Source organism: Thioclava pacifica DSM 10166 (assembly GCF_000714535.1).
GTDB lineage: Bacteria > Pseudomonadota > Alphaproteobacteria > Rhodobacterales > Rhodobacteraceae > Thioclava > Thioclava pacifica.
In genome coordinates, this window is sequence record NZ_AUND01000042.1 from 64,429 (window position 1) to 82,004 (window position 17,576).

General features: G+C 63.6%; 19 protein-coding genes. 10 read left to right on the forward strand and 9 right to left on the reverse strand.

Going from position 1 to position 17,576, the window contains the following annotated elements; translation table 11 throughout:
• The first annotated feature begins 4 nt into the window (after window positions 1-4).
• Window positions 5-1,375 (forward strand): glutamate--cysteine ligase, encoded by a 1,371-nt coding sequence (locus TP2_RS17540; RefSeq protein ID WP_038080182.1) that lies wholly within the window; start codon window positions 5-7, stop codon window positions 1,373-1,375.
• A 46-nt stretch (window positions 1,376-1,421) separates the two neighbouring features.
• Here the strand turns inward: TP2_RS17540 and TP2_RS17545 are convergent, their stop codons facing one another.
• Entirely contained in the window at window positions 1,422-2,111 is a 690-nt protein-coding gene (locus TP2_RS17545) for an NAD-dependent deacylase (RefSeq protein ID WP_038080184.1), read from the reverse strand.
• A 28-nt stretch (window positions 2,112-2,139) separates the two neighbouring features.
• On the opposite strand from TP2_RS17545, the gene TP2_RS17550 reads away from it, so the two are divergent.
• On the forward strand, window positions 2,140-2,610 hold the full coding sequence (locus TP2_RS17550) for a low molecular weight protein-tyrosine-phosphatase (RefSeq protein WP_038080324.1): 471 nt from the start codon (window positions 2,140-2,142) through the stop codon (window positions 2,608-2,610).
• Window positions 2,611-2,638: 28 nt separating this feature from the next.
• Here TP2_RS17550 and TP2_RS17555 read toward each other — a convergent pair whose 3' ends face one another.
• On the reverse strand, window positions 2,639-2,950 hold the full coding sequence (locus tag TP2_RS17555; protein ID WP_038080185.1) for a hypothetical protein: 312 nt from the start codon (window positions 2,948-2,950) through the stop codon (window positions 2,639-2,641).
• Between the two features lie 203 nt (window positions 2,951-3,153).
• The gene (locus TP2_RS17560) at window positions 3,154-3,345 is read right to left on the reverse strand and encodes a heavy-metal-associated domain-containing protein (RefSeq protein ID WP_038080187.1); all 192 of its coding nucleotides are present in this window, start codon (window positions 3,343-3,345) and stop codon (window positions 3,154-3,156) included.
• 118 nt (window positions 3,346-3,463) lie between these two features.
• On the opposite strand from TP2_RS17560, the gene lepA reads away from it, so the two are divergent.
• Complete coding sequence (gene lepA, locus TP2_RS17565) at window positions 3,464-5,263, forward strand: translation elongation factor 4 (protein ID WP_038080190.1); 1,800 nt, start codon at window positions 3,464-3,466, stop codon at window positions 5,261-5,263.
• 56 nt (window positions 5,264-5,319) lie between these two features.
• Window positions 5,320-6,678, forward strand: a complete 1,359-nt coding sequence (dgt, locus tag TP2_RS17570; protein WP_038080192.1) for a dGTP triphosphohydrolase — start codon at window positions 5,320-5,322, stop codon at window positions 6,676-6,678.
• Window positions 6,679-6,756: 78 nt separating this feature from the next.
• Here the strand turns inward: dgt and TP2_RS18360 are convergent, their stop codons facing one another.
• Window positions 6,757-6,897: an entericidin A/B family lipoprotein gene (locus TP2_RS18360; protein WP_084714476.1), complete on the reverse strand. Its 141-nt coding sequence runs from the start codon at window positions 6,895-6,897 to the stop codon at window positions 6,757-6,759.
• Between the two features lie 113 nt (window positions 6,898-7,010).
• On the opposite strand from TP2_RS18360, the gene TP2_RS17575 reads away from it, so the two are divergent.
• From TP2_RS17575 to TP2_RS17590, 4 genes are all read left to right on the forward strand, one after another.
• A complete protein-coding gene (locus TP2_RS17575) occupies window positions 7,011-7,223 on the forward strand; it encodes a hypothetical protein (RefSeq protein ID WP_038080195.1) in 213 nt (70 codons plus the stop codon).
• A gap of 129 nt (window positions 7,224-7,352) precedes the next feature.
• Complete coding sequence (locus TP2_RS17580) at window positions 7,353-7,676, forward strand: hypothetical protein (RefSeq protein ID WP_038080197.1); 324 nt, start codon at window positions 7,353-7,355, stop codon at window positions 7,674-7,676.
• 111 nt (window positions 7,677-7,787) lie between these two features.
• Complete coding sequence (locus tag TP2_RS17585) at window positions 7,788-7,970, forward strand: hypothetical protein (RefSeq protein WP_038080199.1); 183 nt, start codon at window positions 7,788-7,790, stop codon at window positions 7,968-7,970.
• A gap of 98 nt (window positions 7,971-8,068) precedes the next feature.
• Window positions 8,069-8,560 (forward strand): cytochrome b, encoded by a 492-nt coding sequence (locus TP2_RS17590; RefSeq protein WP_038080201.1) that lies wholly within the window; start codon window positions 8,069-8,071, stop codon window positions 8,558-8,560.
• A 17-nt stretch (window positions 8,561-8,577) separates the two neighbouring features.
• Here TP2_RS17590 and TP2_RS17595 read toward each other — a convergent pair whose 3' ends face one another.
• Window positions 8,578-9,351 carry an alpha/beta fold hydrolase gene (locus TP2_RS17595; RefSeq protein WP_038080203.1) on the reverse strand — a complete coding sequence of 258 codons (774 nt, stop codon included), beginning with the start codon at window positions 9,349-9,351 and terminating at the stop codon, window positions 8,578-8,580.
• Between the two features lie 125 nt (window positions 9,352-9,476).
• Between TP2_RS17595 and TP2_RS17600 the strand changes: the two genes are divergently transcribed.
• Entirely contained in the window at window positions 9,477-9,848 is a 372-nt protein-coding gene (locus TP2_RS17600; protein ID WP_038080209.1) for a hypothetical protein, read from the forward strand.
• A gap of 258 nt (window positions 9,849-10,106) precedes the next feature.
• On the opposite strand, the gene glyA is transcribed toward TP2_RS17600, so the two are convergent.
• Entirely contained in the window at window positions 10,107-11,399 is a 1,293-nt protein-coding gene (glyA, locus tag TP2_RS17605) for a serine hydroxymethyltransferase (RefSeq protein WP_038080211.1), read from the reverse strand.
• Between the two features lie 160 nt (window positions 11,400-11,559).
• Between glyA and TP2_RS17610 the strand changes: the two genes are divergently transcribed.
• A complete protein-coding gene (locus TP2_RS17610; protein ID WP_084714479.1) occupies window positions 11,560-12,324 on the forward strand; it encodes an NAD kinase in 765 nt (254 codons plus the stop codon).
• Window positions 12,325-12,346: 22 nt separating this feature from the next.
• On the opposite strand, the gene TP2_RS17615 is transcribed toward TP2_RS17610, so the two are convergent.
• The 3 genes from TP2_RS17615 to TP2_RS17625 all read right to left on the reverse strand — a co-directional run bounded on the left by TP2_RS17615 (window position 12,347) and on the right by TP2_RS17625 (window position 17,387).
• Complete coding sequence (locus TP2_RS17615) at window positions 12,347-13,825, reverse strand: sigma-54-dependent transcriptional regulator (protein WP_084714482.1); 1,479 nt, start codon at window positions 13,823-13,825, stop codon at window positions 12,347-12,349.
• A gap of 136 nt (window positions 13,826-13,961) precedes the next feature.
• On the reverse strand, window positions 13,962-15,338 hold the full coding sequence (locus TP2_RS17620; protein ID WP_038080213.1) for a hybrid sensor histidine kinase/response regulator: 1,377 nt from the start codon (window positions 15,336-15,338) through the stop codon (window positions 13,962-13,964).
• A 156-nt stretch (window positions 15,339-15,494) separates the two neighbouring features.
• Window positions 15,495-17,387 (reverse strand): propionyl-CoA synthetase, encoded by a 1,893-nt coding sequence (locus tag TP2_RS17625; RefSeq protein WP_038080215.1) that lies wholly within the window; start codon window positions 17,385-17,387, stop codon window positions 15,495-15,497.
• Window positions 17,388-17,576: the final 189 nt, after the last annotated feature.

Consider the following 17,576-nt stretch of genomic DNA (forward strand, 5'->3'; position numbering starts at 1 on the left):
AGACATGTCCATTCCGCAGCAGGGCGGCGGCCCGATCGAACGGTTCGAGCAACTGGCAGAGTTCCTTGCCGAGGGGGAAAAACCCCGAGAGCAATGGCGCATCGGCACCGAGCACGAGAAATTCGGCTATTGCGAAGACAAGCAACTGCCGCTGCCCTATGACGGGCCGCGCTCGATCAAAGCGATGCTGGAAGGGCTGCGCGATCGCTTCGGCTGGAAGCCGGTCGAAGAGCAGGGCAACATCATCGGGTTGGAGCTCAATGGCGCCAATGTCAGCCTCGAGCCGGGCGGGCAGCTGGAGCTCTCCGGTGCGCCGCTCGAGACGATCCACCAGACCTGCGACGAGGTGAACGAGCACCTGCGCGAGGTCCATGAAGTCGCCGACAAGATCGGCGCGCGCTTCATCGGGCTGGGGGCCGCGCCGATCTGGACGCAGGACCAGATGCCGATGATGCCGAAGGGCCGCTACCGGCTGATGACCGATTACATGGGCCGCGTGGGCGAGCTTGGCACGCAGATGATGTATCGCACCTGCACCGTGCAGGTGAATCTCGATTTCGCCTCTGAGGCTGACATGGTGCAGAAGATGCGCGTGGCGCTGTCGCTGCAACCCGTGGCGACGGCGCTCTTCGCCAATTCGCCCTTCCTCGATGGCAAGCCGAACGGGATGAAATCGTGGCGCTCGCATATCTGGCAGAACCTCGATGATGCGCGCACCGGTATGTTGCCCTTCATGTTTGAGCAGGGCGCGGGCTACGAGGCCTATGTGAACTACGTGCTCGATGTGCCGATGTATTTCGTCTATCGCGACGGGAAATATATCAACGCTCTGGGCCAGTCCTTCCGCGACTTCCTCAAGGGCGAGCTGCCCGCGCTGCCGGGCGAGAAGCCGACGCTGAGCGACTGGGCCGATCACCTGACCACCGTTTTCCCCGAGGCGCGCACCAAGAAATATATCGAGATGCGCGGCGCCGATGGCGGCCCGTGGCGGCGCCTGTGCGCGCTGCCCGCGCTCTGGGTCGGGCTGCTCTACGACCAGTCCGCGCTCGATGCCGCCTGGGATCTGGTCAAGGACTGGGATCACGAGACCCGCGAGGGGCTGCGCCGCGCGGCGGCGGTCGATGCGCTGCAGGGCGAGTTCAACGGGATCAATCTGCACGATCTCGCCCGCGAGACGGTGGCGATCGCGAAATCCGGTCTGGCGGCGCGGGCGAAGCCCGGCGCGAACGGGCTCATTCCGGATGAGACCCATTTCCTCAACGCGCTGGAAGAGAGCGTCGAGACGGGCCGGGTGCCTGCAGACGAACTGCTCGAGAAATACCACGGCGAGTGGAATGGCGATCTGAGCAAGATCTACGCCGAATACAGCTACTGACGAGAGGGTGGGGCGGTCTGTTGCGCCCAGTCCTTTGTCACGCGCCTCAGCCCAGCCGCTCGCGCACCCATTCGGGCACCAGCACGCTTGCCGGACCCTGGCGCGCCTCGTCGAACATCGAGCGGCCCGCCGAGGGTTCGAGGTTCAGCTCCAGCGTCGGCACGCCCGCATGCATCGCATCTGCCACGAATCCTGCGGCGGGATAGACATTCCCGCTTGTCCCGATCGAGACGAAGAGGTCCGCCGCGCGCAGCGCGTGCCAGATTTCTTCCATCCGGTAGGGCATCTCGCCGAACCAGACGATATCGGGGCGGGTGGCCTGTGCGCCGCAAGAGGGGCAGGTATCGCTGGGCGACATCACCTCGGGCGCGGGCCAGCGGTGCTCGCAGGAATGACATAGCGCGCCGAAGAGCGAGCCGTGCATATGGAGCACGTTTTGCGAGCCGCCGCGCTCGTGCAGGTCATCGACATTCTGCGTGACGATCAGAACCTCGTGACCCGGATCGGCCTCGAGTTCGGCCAGCGCGGTATGGGCTGGGTTGGGCGCGGCCGCCGTCGCTGCGGCCCGGCGGGCGTTGTAGAAACGGTGCACCAGCGCGGGGTCGTGCATAAAGCCCTCGGGGGTCGCGACATCCTCGATCCGGTGCTCTTCCCAAAGCCCGTCGCTGGCGCGGAAGGTCCGGATCCCGCTTTCGGCGGAAATGCCCGCGCCTGTCAAAATCACGATCTTGGCCATCGCTCTGCCCTCCGCTATCACTTGCCCTATGCGTATCCTGTTTCTCTGCCTTGGCAATATCTGCCGCTCACCCGCCGCCGAAGCGGTGACCCGTCACAAAGCCCGCGCGGCGGGGCTCGATATCGAGTTCGACAGTGCCGGCACTGGCGATTGGCATGTGGGCGAGCCGCCCTACGGCCCGATGATCGAGGCGGCCGAGGCGCGTGGTTATGACATGCGCTCCTTGCGGGCCCGCCAGATCGCGCCTGCCGACTATGACGCTTTCGATGTGATCCTTGCGATGGACGAGAACAACCTGCGCAACGCGCTCGACGTGGCCCCGCGCCAGATGAGCGCGCAGGTGCAGATGTTCATCGACGGACCGAACGGGCCGCAGAATGTGCCCGATCCCTATTACACGCGAGATTTCGAGGCGGCGCTCGACCTGATCGAGGCGGGCGCCGAGGCGCTCGTTGCTGATCTTCTGGCTGACGAAGAAGAGAAGCGGCGCGGGAGCTGATCTCCCGCGCGCAGCCGGACCCGGAGCTTTACTGGCTGCAATAGCTCTCTGCGGTCGAGGCGAAGTTCTTGTAGCGGTCCCAGAAATCCGAATCCGACTGGCGGTCGGACATGCGCACTTCCTGCGCGCGGTCGGGGTCGTGGAAGAAGCCGGCTGCGCGACGCTGATCACGGTTGCTCAGCGTCATGTCTGCAACCTTCTGGATGCAGCCGCAGAGCGCCGGGCTGCCCGCGCGTCCCGCTTTCATACAGGCGTTGCCAACCGGACCGGCCGAAACGCTCGTGGCCAGCGCCATCGCGCCGGCGAATGCACAGATTCCGAATGTCGTCTTGAAAGTCATTGCACTGCCCCTTGCATTGCGGTCGACGTCAGATGCGCCGATCCTGCCTCGTTATTTGTCCCGCATTCTAACGGAAATTCAAAAGGCAGGCAATGAAACAGGCGGGTTTCCGCCGGTCGCGCGAAGGTGCGGGAACCGGGCCGCAATCGGTCGGGGGCAGGGGAGGACGACCCCCTAGATCTGGAGACCTCCCCGTGGTCCGATCACTCCTCGACGGGCGTTGCCTCGTAGCCTGCAGCCTTGAGCGCGCTGAGCACGGTGGATTCGGGCAGGCCCGAGACCTCGATCTCACGATCCTCGAGATAGACATCGGCGCGCCCGCCAACCTCTTCGATCGCGGCTTCGACGGCGGCCTTGCAATGGCCACAGGTCATGTTCGGCACGGAAAAGATCATGGCTGCATCTCCTGAGTTGCTTGCCCGAGATATGTTGCTCGACAGGATGAAAGGTCAATGGGTGCGGCACGCTCAATCCCTCTTCCCGGCCCTCATTTTCCCCTGTATACGCGCGCCCATGACAGATCTTGATCGCATCCGCAATTTCTCCATCGTGGCGCATATCGACCACGGCAAATCCACGCTTGCCGACCGGCTCATCCAGCTGACCGGCACGGTGGCCGAACGCGACATGAAGGAGCAGCTCCTTGATGCGATGGATATCGAACGTGAGCGCGGCATCACGATCAAGGCCAACTCGGTGCGGATCGAATATCCCGCCAAGGACGGCAACACCTATATCCTGAACCTAATCGACACCCCCGGCCACGTGGACTTCGCCTATGAGGTCTCGCGCTCGATGCAGGCGGTCGAAGGCTCGCTGCTGGTGGTCGATGCCTCTCAGGGCGTCGAGGCACAGACGCTGGCGAACGTGTATCAGGCGATCGACGCGGATCACGAGATCGTCCCGGTGCTCAACAAGATCGACCTGCCGGCGGCAGAGCCGCAGCGGGTGAAGGAGCAGATCGAGGACGTCATCGGGATCGACGCCTCCGACGCGGTCGAGATCTCGGCCAAGACCGGCCTCGGTATCCCGGATGTTCTGGAAGCGATCGTTCACCGTCTTCCCGCGCCCAAGGGCGAGCGCGATGCGCCGCTCAAGGCGATGCTGGTCGACTCTTGGTATGACAGCTATCTCGGCGTCGTCGTTCTGATCCGCGTCATGGATGGCGTGATCCGCAAGGGCGACCAGATCAAGATGATGAAGACGGGGGCGACCTACAAGCTCGACCGTCTCGCCGTTCTCAAGCCGCAGATGGTCAATATCGACGAGCTCGGCCCGGGCGAGATCGGCGTCTTCACCGCTTCGATCAAACAGGTGCGCGACACCAAGGTTGGCGACACGATCACCCACGAGAAGAAACCCTGCGCGCAGGCGCTGCCGGGCTTCAAACCCTCGATCCCGGTCGTGTTCTGCGGCCTCTTCCCGGTCGATGCGAACGATTTCGAAGCGCTGCGCGACGCGATCGAGAAACTGCAGCTGAACGACGCGAGTTTCTCGGCCGAGATGGAAACCTCCGCCGCGCTCGGCTTCGGCTTCCGCTGCGGTTTCCTGGGGCTTTTGCACCTCGAAGTGGTGCGCGACCGGCTGGAGCGCGAATACGATCTCGACCTGATCACCACCGCGCCCTCGGTCGTGTTCAAGCTGTTCATGAAGGATGGCGAGGTGCGCGATCTGCACAACCCCGCCGACATGCCCGACCTCACTTACGTCGATCATATCGAGGAGCCGCGCATCAAGGCGACGATCCTCGTGCCCGACGAATATCTGGGCGATGTGCTCAAGCTCTGTCAGGACCGCCGCGGCATCCAGCTCGACCTGACCTATGCAGGTTCGCGCGCGATGGTGGTCTATGACCTGCCACTGGCCGAGGTCGTGTTCGACTTCTACGACCGTCTGAAATCGGTCACCAAGGGCTATGCGAGCTTCGATTACCAGATCACCGAATATCGCGAGGACAACCTCGTGAAGATGTCGATCCTGGTGAATGACGAGCCCGTGGATGCGCTCTCGATCATGGTGCATCGCGACCGCGCCGAGGCGCGGGGCCGCGCGATGTGCGAGAAGCTGAAAGACCTGATCCCGCGTCACATGTTCAAGATCCCGATCCAGGCCGCGATAGGCGGCCGCGTGATCGCGCGCGAGACGCTGAGCGCGATGCGCAAGGACGTGACCGCGAAATGCTACGGCGGGGACGCGACCCGGAAGAAGAAGCTTCTTGAAAAGCAGAAGGCCGGTAAGAAGAAGATGCGCCAGTTCGGGAAGGTGGAAATCCCGCAATCGGCGTTCATCGCCGCGCTCAAGATGGATGAATGAGATAGGCCCCGCTTCGGCGGGGTTTTGTTTTTAAGAAGACGGATTTCAAGATGATAATGGATTGGACAAAGCTGCTCGACACCCGGTTGCTTGGTGCGGAGGAACGCGAGCCCTCTGAAGATCGGCCGCACTCAGCGCAGGATTACGACCGGCTCGTCTTTTCGGCTCCCTTTCGGCGGCTGGCGAACAAGACACAGGTTCATCCGCTCTATGCCGACGACCACCTTCACCACCGCCTGATCCATTCGATCGAAACCAGCAGCGTCGGGCGTTCGCTCGGGCTGCAGGTTGGCCATTGGCTCGAAAGCGAGGGCCGGATTGCCGGGGGCGCGCGCCATATCGTCTCGGGTGTGGTGCAGGCGGCCGCGATCGCTCACGACATCGGCAACCCGCCTTTCGGGCATTCCGGCGAAAGCGCGATCGGTGACTGGTTTGCGAGCGGCTTCAAGGAGGGAGGGGCGATCTTCGACGGCCTGTCGTCAGAGGAACGTTCCGAACTCGAGAATTTCGAAGGCAATGCTCAGGGCTTCCGTCTGCTGACCCGGTTGGAGATGTATCGCAACGCGGGTGGGATGCAGCTGAGCTACGCCACGCTGGGTGCTTTCTCGAAATACCCGACCCTTTGCGCGACCTCAAAGGCAAAGAAAGACCAAGCGGAAAAGGCGGGTGAGGCGGTTTACAAGGGGCTCAAGAAATACGGCCTCTTCCGGTCCGAATACTCGATATTCGAGCAGGTCGCCGGAAGGCTCGGCCTCATCGAGGGCGGGATTGTCGAGGGACGAAAATGGTGGCGCCGCCATCCCCTCGTCCTGTTGGTCGAGGCCGCCGACGACATTTGCTACAATATCATTGATCTGGAGGATGCTGTGAATGCCGGCGATTTGCCGGCTGAGCAGGTCAAGGCGCTGTTGGCGGAGGTCTTCGGCGGAACGTCGCGACAATTCGATGAGGCAAATGAAGAGATCGCCTATTATCGGGCGCGTGCTATCGGAAGCGCAATTCCAGCCTGTGTCGAGGCGTTCAAGTCACATTACGATGCAATCATGGTCGGGGAATTCTCGGGGGCGTTGGTCGATCAGAGCGCTCAGGCAGTCGCGTTCGGCGAGATCGAGAAGGCCGCGAATAAACAAATCTTCACTGCCCCGCGCAAGACCCGGCTTGAGGTCGCTGGGCGCGCCATCCTGCATCGGGTGCTCGACGGCTTGCTGCCTGTTCTGAAGGCTCTGCAGGAGAAGAAGTGGAATCAGGACGAACTGCCGGATCACCTGCGTCAGATAGTCTCCGCGACCCAGATCGACCTGCGCGATGTGCGCGACGAATACTCCGCCCTGCAGGCGCTCGCAGACTATGTGTCAGGCATGACCGATCGCTATGCTGTCAAAGTGGATAGAATCCTGTCCGGACGTATTGACTGAATAGATGTCGTCAGGCCTAAATTCCAGAGAAGCCCCAAGGTCTCCCTCGGGGCTTCTTTGTGCCGCTTTCCCGGGCACTTACTGCGCCTTGTTGGCTTCGCTCGCGATCGTGTTGCCCGCGACCGAGAGATCCTGCCCCGCGCCGCGCACCGTGTTGCACGCCGCCAGACCGAGGATCACCAGCGCCATCGCCGCGCCCAGCTTAACCGTCTTCGTCATCTTTCTCGCTCTCCTATGAAGCCACACCGGCCAACGTATGAAATTTTTTACGGTTCCATGGAACCCTCTTCAACGTGCGGCGTTAGCGGTCTGAACACAACACGGAGAGTTCGATGAAATCGCCTTTGCGCCTGTTGATCGCCGCCCTCTCGGCCCTCGTGGTGACCGGGGTTGTCGTGATCGTGGCGCTCAGCCTCGGCGTGGTCGAGTGGCAGGATTTTGCGATGGCCGTGATCGTGGGGCTCGTGCTGGGCATCCCGGCCGGGCTCTGGACCGAAAGACGTATCAAGAGGAATGACCCGTTCTGGCCGCCCCGCCAGGCATGATCCCTGTCAGAACGGCGTTGCGGCCCCCGCCCGTCCCTCGCGGGGGCCGCTACCTTCCGCCCGAGCAGGTTAACTGACTGTTAACGATGCTCTGAAAGGCTCCGGGTTGTCCCTCCCCGGAGCCTTTCCATGTTCAGATCCCCGATCCTTCTTGCAGCCTTCATTGTCCTCGCCGGATGCGGGGCATCACCCGCCCCGCAATTCTTCGGCGCGGCGCGCCACGAGTTGCGCCTCGAGGGCATCGATTTCGTGGTCTTCGTGAAGGGCGGGCGGGCCGAGGTGATCCGCATGGGCTATCTGCGCCGGTCCGAACGTGATCGGGTGCCCGCGCTGATGATCCGCGCCGCCGAAGAGGCCTCGGGCTGTGCGGTCGCGGGGCCGGCCGGAGGGCTCTATCGCTCCCCTTCGCTGCCCGGCGACACAGGCGAGGCACGGTTTCAGCTCGATTGCTGATGCGGCGCGATGCCGCAGATTCCGCTCGGGCAGTTTGACTCCGATCAAGGTCACGTTTTCGCGATCATGGTGATCTTCCCCCATAAAACGCGCCGCTCAAGGAGACTCGACATGCGCCTTTTCGCCATCATGTATTCGCTCGCCGGCCCGACTGTTGCGGGCATCCTGATCATCGCCGCGCTGACGATGAACATGTTCACTGCCAAAGCGATGATCGCCTCGGCCGTGATCGGCTTCATCGTTGCCCTGCCGATTTCCTGGTTCATCGCGAAGATGATCCGCGAGAACGTCTGACATCCGCTCTCGCAAGCGTGATGGACGGAACTGGCGAGCTTCCTCGTTGATTGTATCGAGGAAGCGTAAGTTACGTTTATCCATTCGCGAGAGGTTCGATGTCCAACGCTCCCGGCTATTCAAAGACGCAGATCTGGCTGCACTGGCTTGTCGTGCTGCTGATCATTCCGCAATTCCTGCTCCACGATTCGATGGCGCATACGTTTTGGGGGCAGGCGAAGGGCGAGTCGGTCTCGCCTGATGTTCTGACCTATGGCCATATCGTTCTGGGGGTGGTGATCTTGCTGCTCGCGGCGTGGCGGCTGGTTCTGCGCGCGACCCACGGCACCCCCGAGCCGCCGCACGATGATCCCGAGCTGATGCGCTTTGGCGCCAAGGCGATCCACGTGCTGCTCTATCTGCTGCTCTTTACGCTGCCGATCTCGGGTGGGCTCGCCTATTACTTCACGCTGGGCTGGATGGCAGAGGTCCATTCCGCGCTGACCACGGGGCTGCTGATCCTGGCAGGCCTGCATATCGCCGCGGCGCTCTATCACCAGTATTTCCTGAAAGATCACCTGCTGCGGCGGATGATGAAGGCAGGCGGCTGACCTGGCTGCGCGCGACCTCAGCCGAGGAAGCGCGCCACATCCGCCTCGAATTCGCGGGGTTTCTCGGCGTGCAGCCAATGCCCCGCGCCGTCGATCACGACAAACCGCGCCTGCGGGAACCGCGCGAGAATATCCGCGTGGTCCTCGGGGCGGAGATAGGGTGAATTCGCGCCCGACAGGAACAGGGCAGGGCCATCGAAAGGCTGCATGCCCTCGGGGTCGGACCAGTCGAGGATCGCATCGAGATTGGCCTTGAGTGCATCAAGGTTGAACTTCCAGCGCACCGGCCCGTCGCGCAGGCTCAGCGATTGAAGCAGGAAGGCGCGCGTGCCGGGATCGGAGATCCGCTCTCCCAGGCGTTCATCGGCGACCGAGCGCGAGCTCAGATCGTCGATCTTCATTTCCTGCATCGCCTCGATCAGTGCGCCGTGGCTGTCGCCATGTGCGTAGCCTCTCGGCGCCATGTCGGCGATCACCAGCTTTCGCACCAGCTCGGGCCGGGTGAGCGCGAGCGTCATCGCCGCCTTGCCCCCCATCGAATGGCCCATCACGTCGGCCTGCCCGCCCTGCGCCTCGATCACCTCGGCAATATCGCGGGCCATCGCGGCATAGGAGTGATCGTCGTCCCAGAAGCTGTCGCCGTGATTGCGCATATCGAGCGCGATTACCGGGCGATCCGCACTCAGTCGCTTGGCAATGGCATTCCAGTTGCGCGCCGAGCCGAACAGGCCGGGAGCGATTAGCAGTGGAACTTCGGAGCTGTCGGCGGGGTAGGGAACGGTATTGAGCATGGCCCACAAGCTAGGACTCTCTGACTCTCTCCGCCAGAGGGTGGGAAGGAAAATTTGCGTGCGTCACGCTGGTTGCACCAATCGCGCGCGGCGGCTAGCGTCCGAGGTAAGCGACGGAGAGGGCGATGGGACCGGACAGGATCACCGAGATGACAACGCAGATCTCGCGGCTACTGGCCGTCCGGTTGGGGGCGAAAGGCCATGATCTCGAGTCTCGCGTCGCGAGCCGGGCCCGGGTCCTGCCACGCAAGGTGCGCAAGGCGGCGCGGCTTCTGGCGGAGGCCGAGCGCAAGGCCCACGCCCCCAAGGTCGCCCGGCAGCTGGATCCGCGTGCAATCGAGACGGCTTACGCGACCTGCCGCAACTATCTTGAGCCGCTGGGCGCAGGCGACAGGTTGCGCGGAGCGTTGCTGAACCTCGGAGGCTCGATCGCGTTCATCTTCCTGGTTGTCGGCGGTACGCTGCTGGCGGCGATGCTGTGGTCGGGGATGATCTGAGGCCTGTCGCTGCGGCCTTGCCCGGAACAGCCGCGTCAGCGGCCCGGGCAGCGCCCGACCGCCCCCTCGGGCGGGCGTTTGGGTGACGTCAGCGCGCGGATTGAGGTCGTCCGGATTTGGCTGAGATAAAGGGATGACCTCGTAAGGAGGAGCGCCCACCCGACGATCGGGCGCAGCCCTCCTTGTCGGCATGTCGTGCCCCCGAAAACGTAAAAGGCCCCCGAGATCGGGGGCCTTCGCAATCCGTGTCCGAAGATATCAGAGCTCGGGATAGATCGGGAAGCGCGCGAGCAGCGTCGCGACCTTGGCCTTCACGGCCTCTTCGACCTCACCGTTGCCCTCTTCGCCATTGGCGGCCAGACCATCGACCACTTCGACGATCAGGCGGGCGATCTCGCGGAAGTCTTCCTCGCCGAAGCCACGGGTGGTCCCGGCAGGGGTGCCCAGACGGATACCCGAGGTGACCATCGGCTTTTCCGGGTCGAACGGGATGCCGTTCTTGTTGCAGGTGATATGCGCGCGCCCCAGTGCCTTCTCGGTCGCGTTGCCCTTCACGCCTTTCGGGCGCAGGTCCACCAGCATGACGTGGGTGTCGGTGCCGCCGGTGACGATGTCGAGGCCGCCCTTCATCAGCTCGTCGGCCAGTGCCTGGGCGTTTTTCACGACCTGCTCGGCATAGACCTTGAACTCGGGACGCAGCGCCTCGCCGAAGGCCACGGCCTTGCCCGCGATCACATGCATCAGCGGACCGCCCTGAATACCCGGGAAGATCGCCGAGTTCACCTTCTTCGCGATCTCCTCATTGTTGGTGAGGATCATGCCGCCGCGCGGACCGCGCAGGGTCTTGTGCGTCGTGGTGGTCGCGACATCCGCATAGGGGAAGGGCGAGGGGTGCTGGCCACCGGCCACGAGACCGGCGAAGTGGGCCATGTCGACCATCAGGTAGGCGCCGACCTCATCCGCGATCTCGCGGAACTTGGCGAAGTCGATCTGGCGCGGGATGGCGGAGCCGCCCGCGATGATGAGCTTCGGCTTATGCTCGAGGGCCAGTTCGCGGACCTGCTCGTAATCGAGAAGGCTGTCTTGCTTGCGCACGCCGTATTGCACCGCGTTGAACCATTTGCCCGACTGGTTGGGCTTGGCGCCGTGGGTCAGGTGGCCGCCCGCATCGAGGCTCATGCCGAGGATCGTGTCGCCCGGCTTCACGAGCGCGGTGAACACGCCCTGGTTGGCCTGCGAACCCGAGTTCGGCTGAACGTTCGCAAACTCACAGCCGAAGAGTTCCTTGGCGCGCTCGATCGCGAGGGTCTCGGCGACATCGACATACTGGCAGCCGCCATAGTAGCGCTTGCCCGGGTAGCCTTCGGCGTATTTGTTCGTCATCACCGAACCCTGCGCCTCCATCACCGCCTTCGAGACGATGTTCTCCGACGCGATCAGTTCGATTTCGTCGCGCTGGCGGCCCAGCTCGTCGGTAATCGATTTGAAAAGCTCGGGGTCACGGCTGGAAAGGCTTTCGGTAAAGAAGCCAGCGTCGCGTTGCTCGGTCATGGTGCGCTCCTCGCAAAGATCCGGGGTCGCGGCCCATTTAGCGCAGTTTTCGTGGGGCTGAAAGCGCCCAAAGCGACCAAAACAGGTTTTTCACCGGCCTTTCGCGCTTGTCTTTCGTCCGGGCGCTTGCAACACCTTGGATGTGCAAGAGGAAAACGCCGTGGCGAGCCAGTACAACCATATCCATTTCGCGGCCTCGAGCGCGGAGGGCGCGCAGGAGGCGATGGCCGAGTTGGTTGCGCTTTACGGGCAGGTGCCGCGCTACGCCGCGGATGTGATCGTGGCGCTGGGCGGCGACGGGTTCATGTTGCAATGCCTGCATGAAGGGACGGGCCTGCCGGTCTACGGGATGAATCGCGGCTCTGTCGGCTTCCTGATGAACGATTTCGTGGCCGAGAACCTGCCCGAGCGGCTTGAGACGGCCGAGGAGGCGGTGATCAACCCGCTTTCGATGAAGGCCGAGACCGAGGACGGGGTGCTGCACGAGGCGCTTGCGATCAATGAGGTCTCGCTGCTGCGCGCAGGTCCGCAGGCGGCCAAGCTGAAGATCTCGATCAATGGCAAGGTCCGCATGCAAGAGCTGGTCTGCGACGGGGCGATTGTCTCGACGCCTGCGGGCTCGACCGCCTATAACTTTTCGGCGCACGGGCCGATCCTGCCGATCGGGTCGGATGTGCTTGCGCTGACAGGGATTGCCAGTTTCCGGCCCCGGCGCTGGCAAGGGGCGATCCTGCCTTCCTCCGCGGTCGTGCGCTTCGATGTGCTCGAGCGGGCGAAGCGCCCGGTCATGGCGGATGCGGATTCGCGCTCGGTTAAGCCTGTGAAATGGGTCGAGGTTCGGTCCGAGCCCGAGATCGCGCACCGCATTCTCTTCGACCCCGGACACGGGCTCGAAGAAAGGCTCATGCGCGAGCAATTCGCCTGAGGCGACCGGAAACGCGTCAGGCTCAGTCCTGCGCGGCCCAGCTTTCGCGTTTGCGATAGATCGTCGAGGGGGCGACGCCCAGCTCGTTTGCGGCCCGCGGAATCGAGCCGTCATGGCGTTCGATCGCGGCCTCGATCACGATGCGCTCGATCTCCGAGAGGGTCATCCCTTCGAACGTGAGCCCCGACGCCTCGCCCGTCTCGGGCGCATCGGCCAGAGGCGCTACGCTTGGCAGATCGGGCAGCATTTCGGCGCGCAGCACCGGCCCATCATGCATCACCATCGCGGCGCGCAGCACGTTCATCAACTGACGCACGTTGCCAGGCCAGGGCATTTGTTCGAGCTTGCGGATCGCATCGTCGGTGATGACGTTGTAGCAACGGTTCTCTTCGGCGGCGAAACGCTCCAGCGCCATGCGCGCGATCGGGCCGATATCCTCGCCATGGCTGCGCAGCGGCGGCATCTCGATCGAGAGAACGTTGAGCCGATAGTAGAGATCCTCACGCATCTTGCCCGAGGCGAGCGTCTCGGTGGGCGTCTTCGCCGAGGCAGAGATCACCCGCACATCCACCGTTACCGGCTCGGTCGCGCCATAGGGTTTGACCTGGCCGGTCTCGAGAAAGCGCAACAGCTTGATCTGCGCGGGCATCGGCAATTCGCAGACATTGTCGAGAAGCAGCGTGCCGCCATCGGCCATCGTCACCGCGCCGGGCTTGTCATGCAGCGCGCCGGGGAAGGCGCCGCTGTGGTGGCCGAACAGCTCGCTGTCGAGACGGTCGGGAGGCAGAGAGCCGCAATCGAGCGTCACGAAGGGGCCGCTGCCGCGCGTGCCGTTGGAATGGATCGCATGGGCGCAAAGCTCCTTGCCTGTGCCGCTTTCACCCCAGAGATAGACCGGGGCGGACGAGCGCGCGGCCGAGCGGGCACGCTCGTAGACGGACTGCATTCGCGATGAGGTGCCGATGAAATCGCCCAGCGGCGCCTTGGTTTCGGCCAGGTTTTCACCCGGAGCCTGAAGGCTCGCGGAGCGCGCGCGGTCGATCGCCGCATTCAGGCGGGTCTCGTCGATCGGCTTGACCAGGAAGTCGACTGCGCCCGCATGCATCGCGCGCACCGCGCGATCCACCGAACGGTCGGCGGTCACAACGATGATCGCCGTGCGCGGACGCAGCTCGAGCATCTCCTCGATCATCGTGTCGCCATCGCGATCGGGCAACATGAGATCGAGCAGCACCATCCTGATCGGGTGGGCGCGAAAGATTGCGAGCCCCTCGGCGGCGGTCTCGGCGCTATGGGTCACGAAACCTGCAGCGCGCAGGTAGGCGTCGTAGATCGCACGCAGCGATCCGATATCTTCGATCAGAAGAACATGTTCGGCGGTGTTTGGGTCTGTCGGACGCACGTTCTGACGTGGCCCGCCCTCATAATCTGGCAGGCCCGTTCCGGGCCCGGTCTTGTCCGCTGACGCGGCACTGCTCTGGTCATTTTCTTGCGCACTCATGGTCGAAATCGTCTTTTTCCAATAAATCTTGTGTCATTTTGACAATGAGCCGTTCCAACAGGGCCAGAACGATGCGCCCAAGGTCATCAATATCTTCATAGGTGCCATGGCGGGCAGCACTGTCAAGCGCGCGCGCCTATCGGGTGAGGATATCGTCACCGATCGCTCCCGCGACGGCTGCGAGCTTGTGGCTCTGACAACTCAGGGTGGCGCGATCCTGCTCGGCGACGGCCTTGGCAAGGGCGGATTGCACCGCGCGCAAATCCTCGGTGCAGGTGTCGCCGAGAAGCTCGGCGAGGCTGCGCCCGGTACGCGCCATGAGCCGCGCGATCAGCAGGTCGTCATTGGGCGAACAAATCCGAGATGCGGGTTGGCGCGCATCGGCGATCTCGGTGATGGCGCGCAGGATCGGCATCACGCCGATCAGTGGTTTCGCGAGGATGACGTCGGCGCCTGCGCTCCGCATCGCTGTGCGTTCGGACTGAAGTATATGGCCCGAGCAGGCGATGATCGGCAGCCGCGCCCAGTCGCGGTCAGAGCGGCGCAGCGCACGCATCACCTCAAGCCCGCTCAGCCCGGGCATCTCGATGTCGATTACCGCGAGATCATAGGGTGCACCCAGCAGTTTCTCCTGCGCGTCTGCCCCGTCCGAAAGCGCCACGACCTGTGCTCCCATCGCGCGCAGCAGATGTTCGAATATCGCCCGCCCTGAAGCGCTGTCATCGGCGACAAGCGTGGTCCATCCGGTCAGGTCGGGAAGGTGATCGAGACACGCCGTCTCGGTTCCGGGCTGGCCGGACCGCACCGGCGTGACCGGCAGGGCGATGCGGATCTCTGCCCCGCCGTCCGCGGGATTGGACACACACATTGTGCCATCGAGCGCCTCGGTGATTTCTCGGCAGATCGACAGGCCCAGGCCGCTCGCATGTCGGCTAGGTGCGAAAGGTGCAGAAGACGCTTCTCCGGCAGCATGGTCGTTCAGCGTCGTGTCGGGAAAACCGGGTCCGTCATCGCGCACCGTAAGGGTGAACCGGCTGCCCTGCTCTAGTCCGAAGCGCAGCCAGACCGCGCTTTGCGCGCCATGGGCCAGAGCATTGCCAAGAAGATTCGAAAGCAACCGTTCCAGAGCCAGTCGGTCGAGATGCAGTGAGGTGGGCAGATCATGCGACACCTCAAGCGTGAAGCGGATGCCGCGCGCCTGCGCCGCCGCCTCCCAGCGTCGCGCCACAGAGGCGAGGAAGGCATCGAGGCGCAGCTCGGGCGGCTGATGTGACAAGGCGCGCGGATCGGGGCTCAGCAACGAGATCAGCCGCCCCATCTCCTCGCTCAGCCCGCGCAGGGCTTCGAGCCCGCTGCGGGTCTCGCTTTCCCGGGTGCGGGCCAGTAGCTGCGACAGCCCTCCCAGCATCTCAGAGAGCGCGGCGCGCAGATCATGCTGCAACATCTTCCCATCCGCGCCGGGAGGGCGCGACGACGAACTGTCGGGGATGGGTGTCGCGATATAGTTTTTCATGTAAAGCCCCGATCAATCATCCGGGGGTGGCGGGCCGAAATCAAGCGTCCCGCCCGAGATAAAACGCCGCGCCCTCGAAGGGACGCGGCGAAATGGAAAAAATGTGATCGGCAATTGCGGGTCGCGGCCATCCGTCGCCCCATAGCGCCAGAGCGATCAGCCGCGCGGATAGCCCAGACCTTTCAGCGCCTCGGTGATCTCGTCGAGAATCGCCGGGTCGTCGATCGTGGCGGGCATTTTCCACTCCTGCCCGTCGGCAATCTTGACCATCGTGCCGCGCAGGATCTTGCCCGAGCGGGTTTTGGGCAGGCGGTCCACCACGGTTGCGAGCTTGAAGGCCGCGACCGGGCCGATCTGGTCGCGCACGCGGGCGACGCATTCCTTGACGATCTCGGCGTGCGGGCGGTTGCAGCCCGCGTTGAGGCACAGGAAGCCCATCGGGGACTGGCCCTTGAGGTCGTCGGCCACACCGATCACCGCGCATTCCGCGACATCGGGGTGACCTGCCAGAACCTCTTCCATCGCGCCGGTCGAGAGGCGGTGGCCCGCGACGTTGATCACGTCATCGGTGCGCGCCATGATGTAGAGGTAGCCATCTTCGTCGATATAGCCGGCATCGCCCGTCTCGTAATAGCCCGGGAAGTGCTCAAGATAGCTCTTCTTGAAGCGCTCTTCAGCCTGCCACAGCGTCGGCAGGGTGCCCGGAGGCAGCGGCAACTTGATCGCGATGGCGCCGAGCGTGCCGGGCGCGACCGGATGGCCACCCTCGTCGAGCACCTGCACGTCATAACCCGGCATCGGCACGGACGGGCTGCCGACCTTGGTCGGCAGTTCCTCGATCCCGATCGGGTTCGCGGCGATCGCCCAGCCGGTCTCGGTCTGCCACCAGTGATCGACAACCGGCACGCCGAGATGCTTCTGCGCCCATTCCACGGTGTCGGGATCAGCGCGTTCGCCTGCGAGGAACAGCGCCTGCAGGTCGTGCAGCGCGTAACGCTTGATCCATTCGCCATTCGGGTCTTCGCGCTTGATCGCGCGCAGCGCGGTCGGAGCGGTGAAGAAGCTCTTGATGCGGTTGTTCTGGATGATGCGCCAGAACACGCCCGGATGCGGGGTCCCGATCGGTTTACCCTCGAACACGACCGTGGTCGCGCCCGCGATCAGCGGGCCGTAACAGATATAGCTGTGGCCAACGACCCAGCCCACATCCGAGGCCGCCCAGAACCGGTCGCCCGCCTCGATGTTGTAGATGTTCTTCATCGTCCATTGCAGGGCGACGAGATGGCCGCCGGTGTGACGCACCACGCCCTTGGGCTGGCCGGTCGTGCCGGAGGTATAGAGAATATAGGCCGGGTGGTTGCCCTCGACCGGCACGCAGTCGGCGGGCTTCACGCCGTATTGGAAGCCGTGCCACGAGAAGTCGCGGCCCTCGATCAGCTTCGCGACTTCCTGCTCGCGCTGGAAGATCACGCAGAATTCGGGCTTGTGATCGGCGATCTCGATCGCCTCGTCCAGAAGCGGCTTGTAATGCACGACGCGGTTGGGCTCGAGGCCGCAAGAGGCCGCAATGATCGCCTTGGGCGTGCAGTCGTCGATGCGCACGGCGAGTTCGTTCGCCGCGAAGCCGCCGAAGACGACCGAGTGGATCGCACCGATGCGCGAACAGGCCAGCATCGCCTCCAGCGCCTCGGGGATCATCGGCATGTAGATGATGACGCGGTCGCCCTTCTCGACGCCGCGCATCTTCAGCGCACCGGCGAGCGAGGCCACGCGGGTCTGCAGTTCCTTGTAGGTGATGCCCTTGGTCGAATGGGTGATCGGGCTCTCATGCATGATCGCGATCTGGTCGCCGCGACCTTCCTCGACATGGCGGTCCACCGCGTTCCAGCAGGTGTTCACGAGCCCGTCCGAGAACCACTCATAAAGCGGGGCATTGCCATCGAAGAGCGCCTTGGAGGGTTTGGTGTCCCAATCGATCTTCTCGGCGGCCTCCATCCAGAATTTCTCGGGATCGGCCTGCCAGGCGGAATAGACCTCTTTGTAGCCCATGCGAACATCTCCTCCTCAGGAATTTGCAGATGTGTTACGAAGGGGCAGGGCGCGACGCAAGATTGTTACCGCGCACAATTGCCGGAACGGCAGAAAAATTTGCATAAGCCGCGACAAAACACCCGCAAACCTTTGCAAAGCGCGGAGGAGTATTCAGCTTCTTTGCAGCTTGCGGGTGCTTTGCAAACT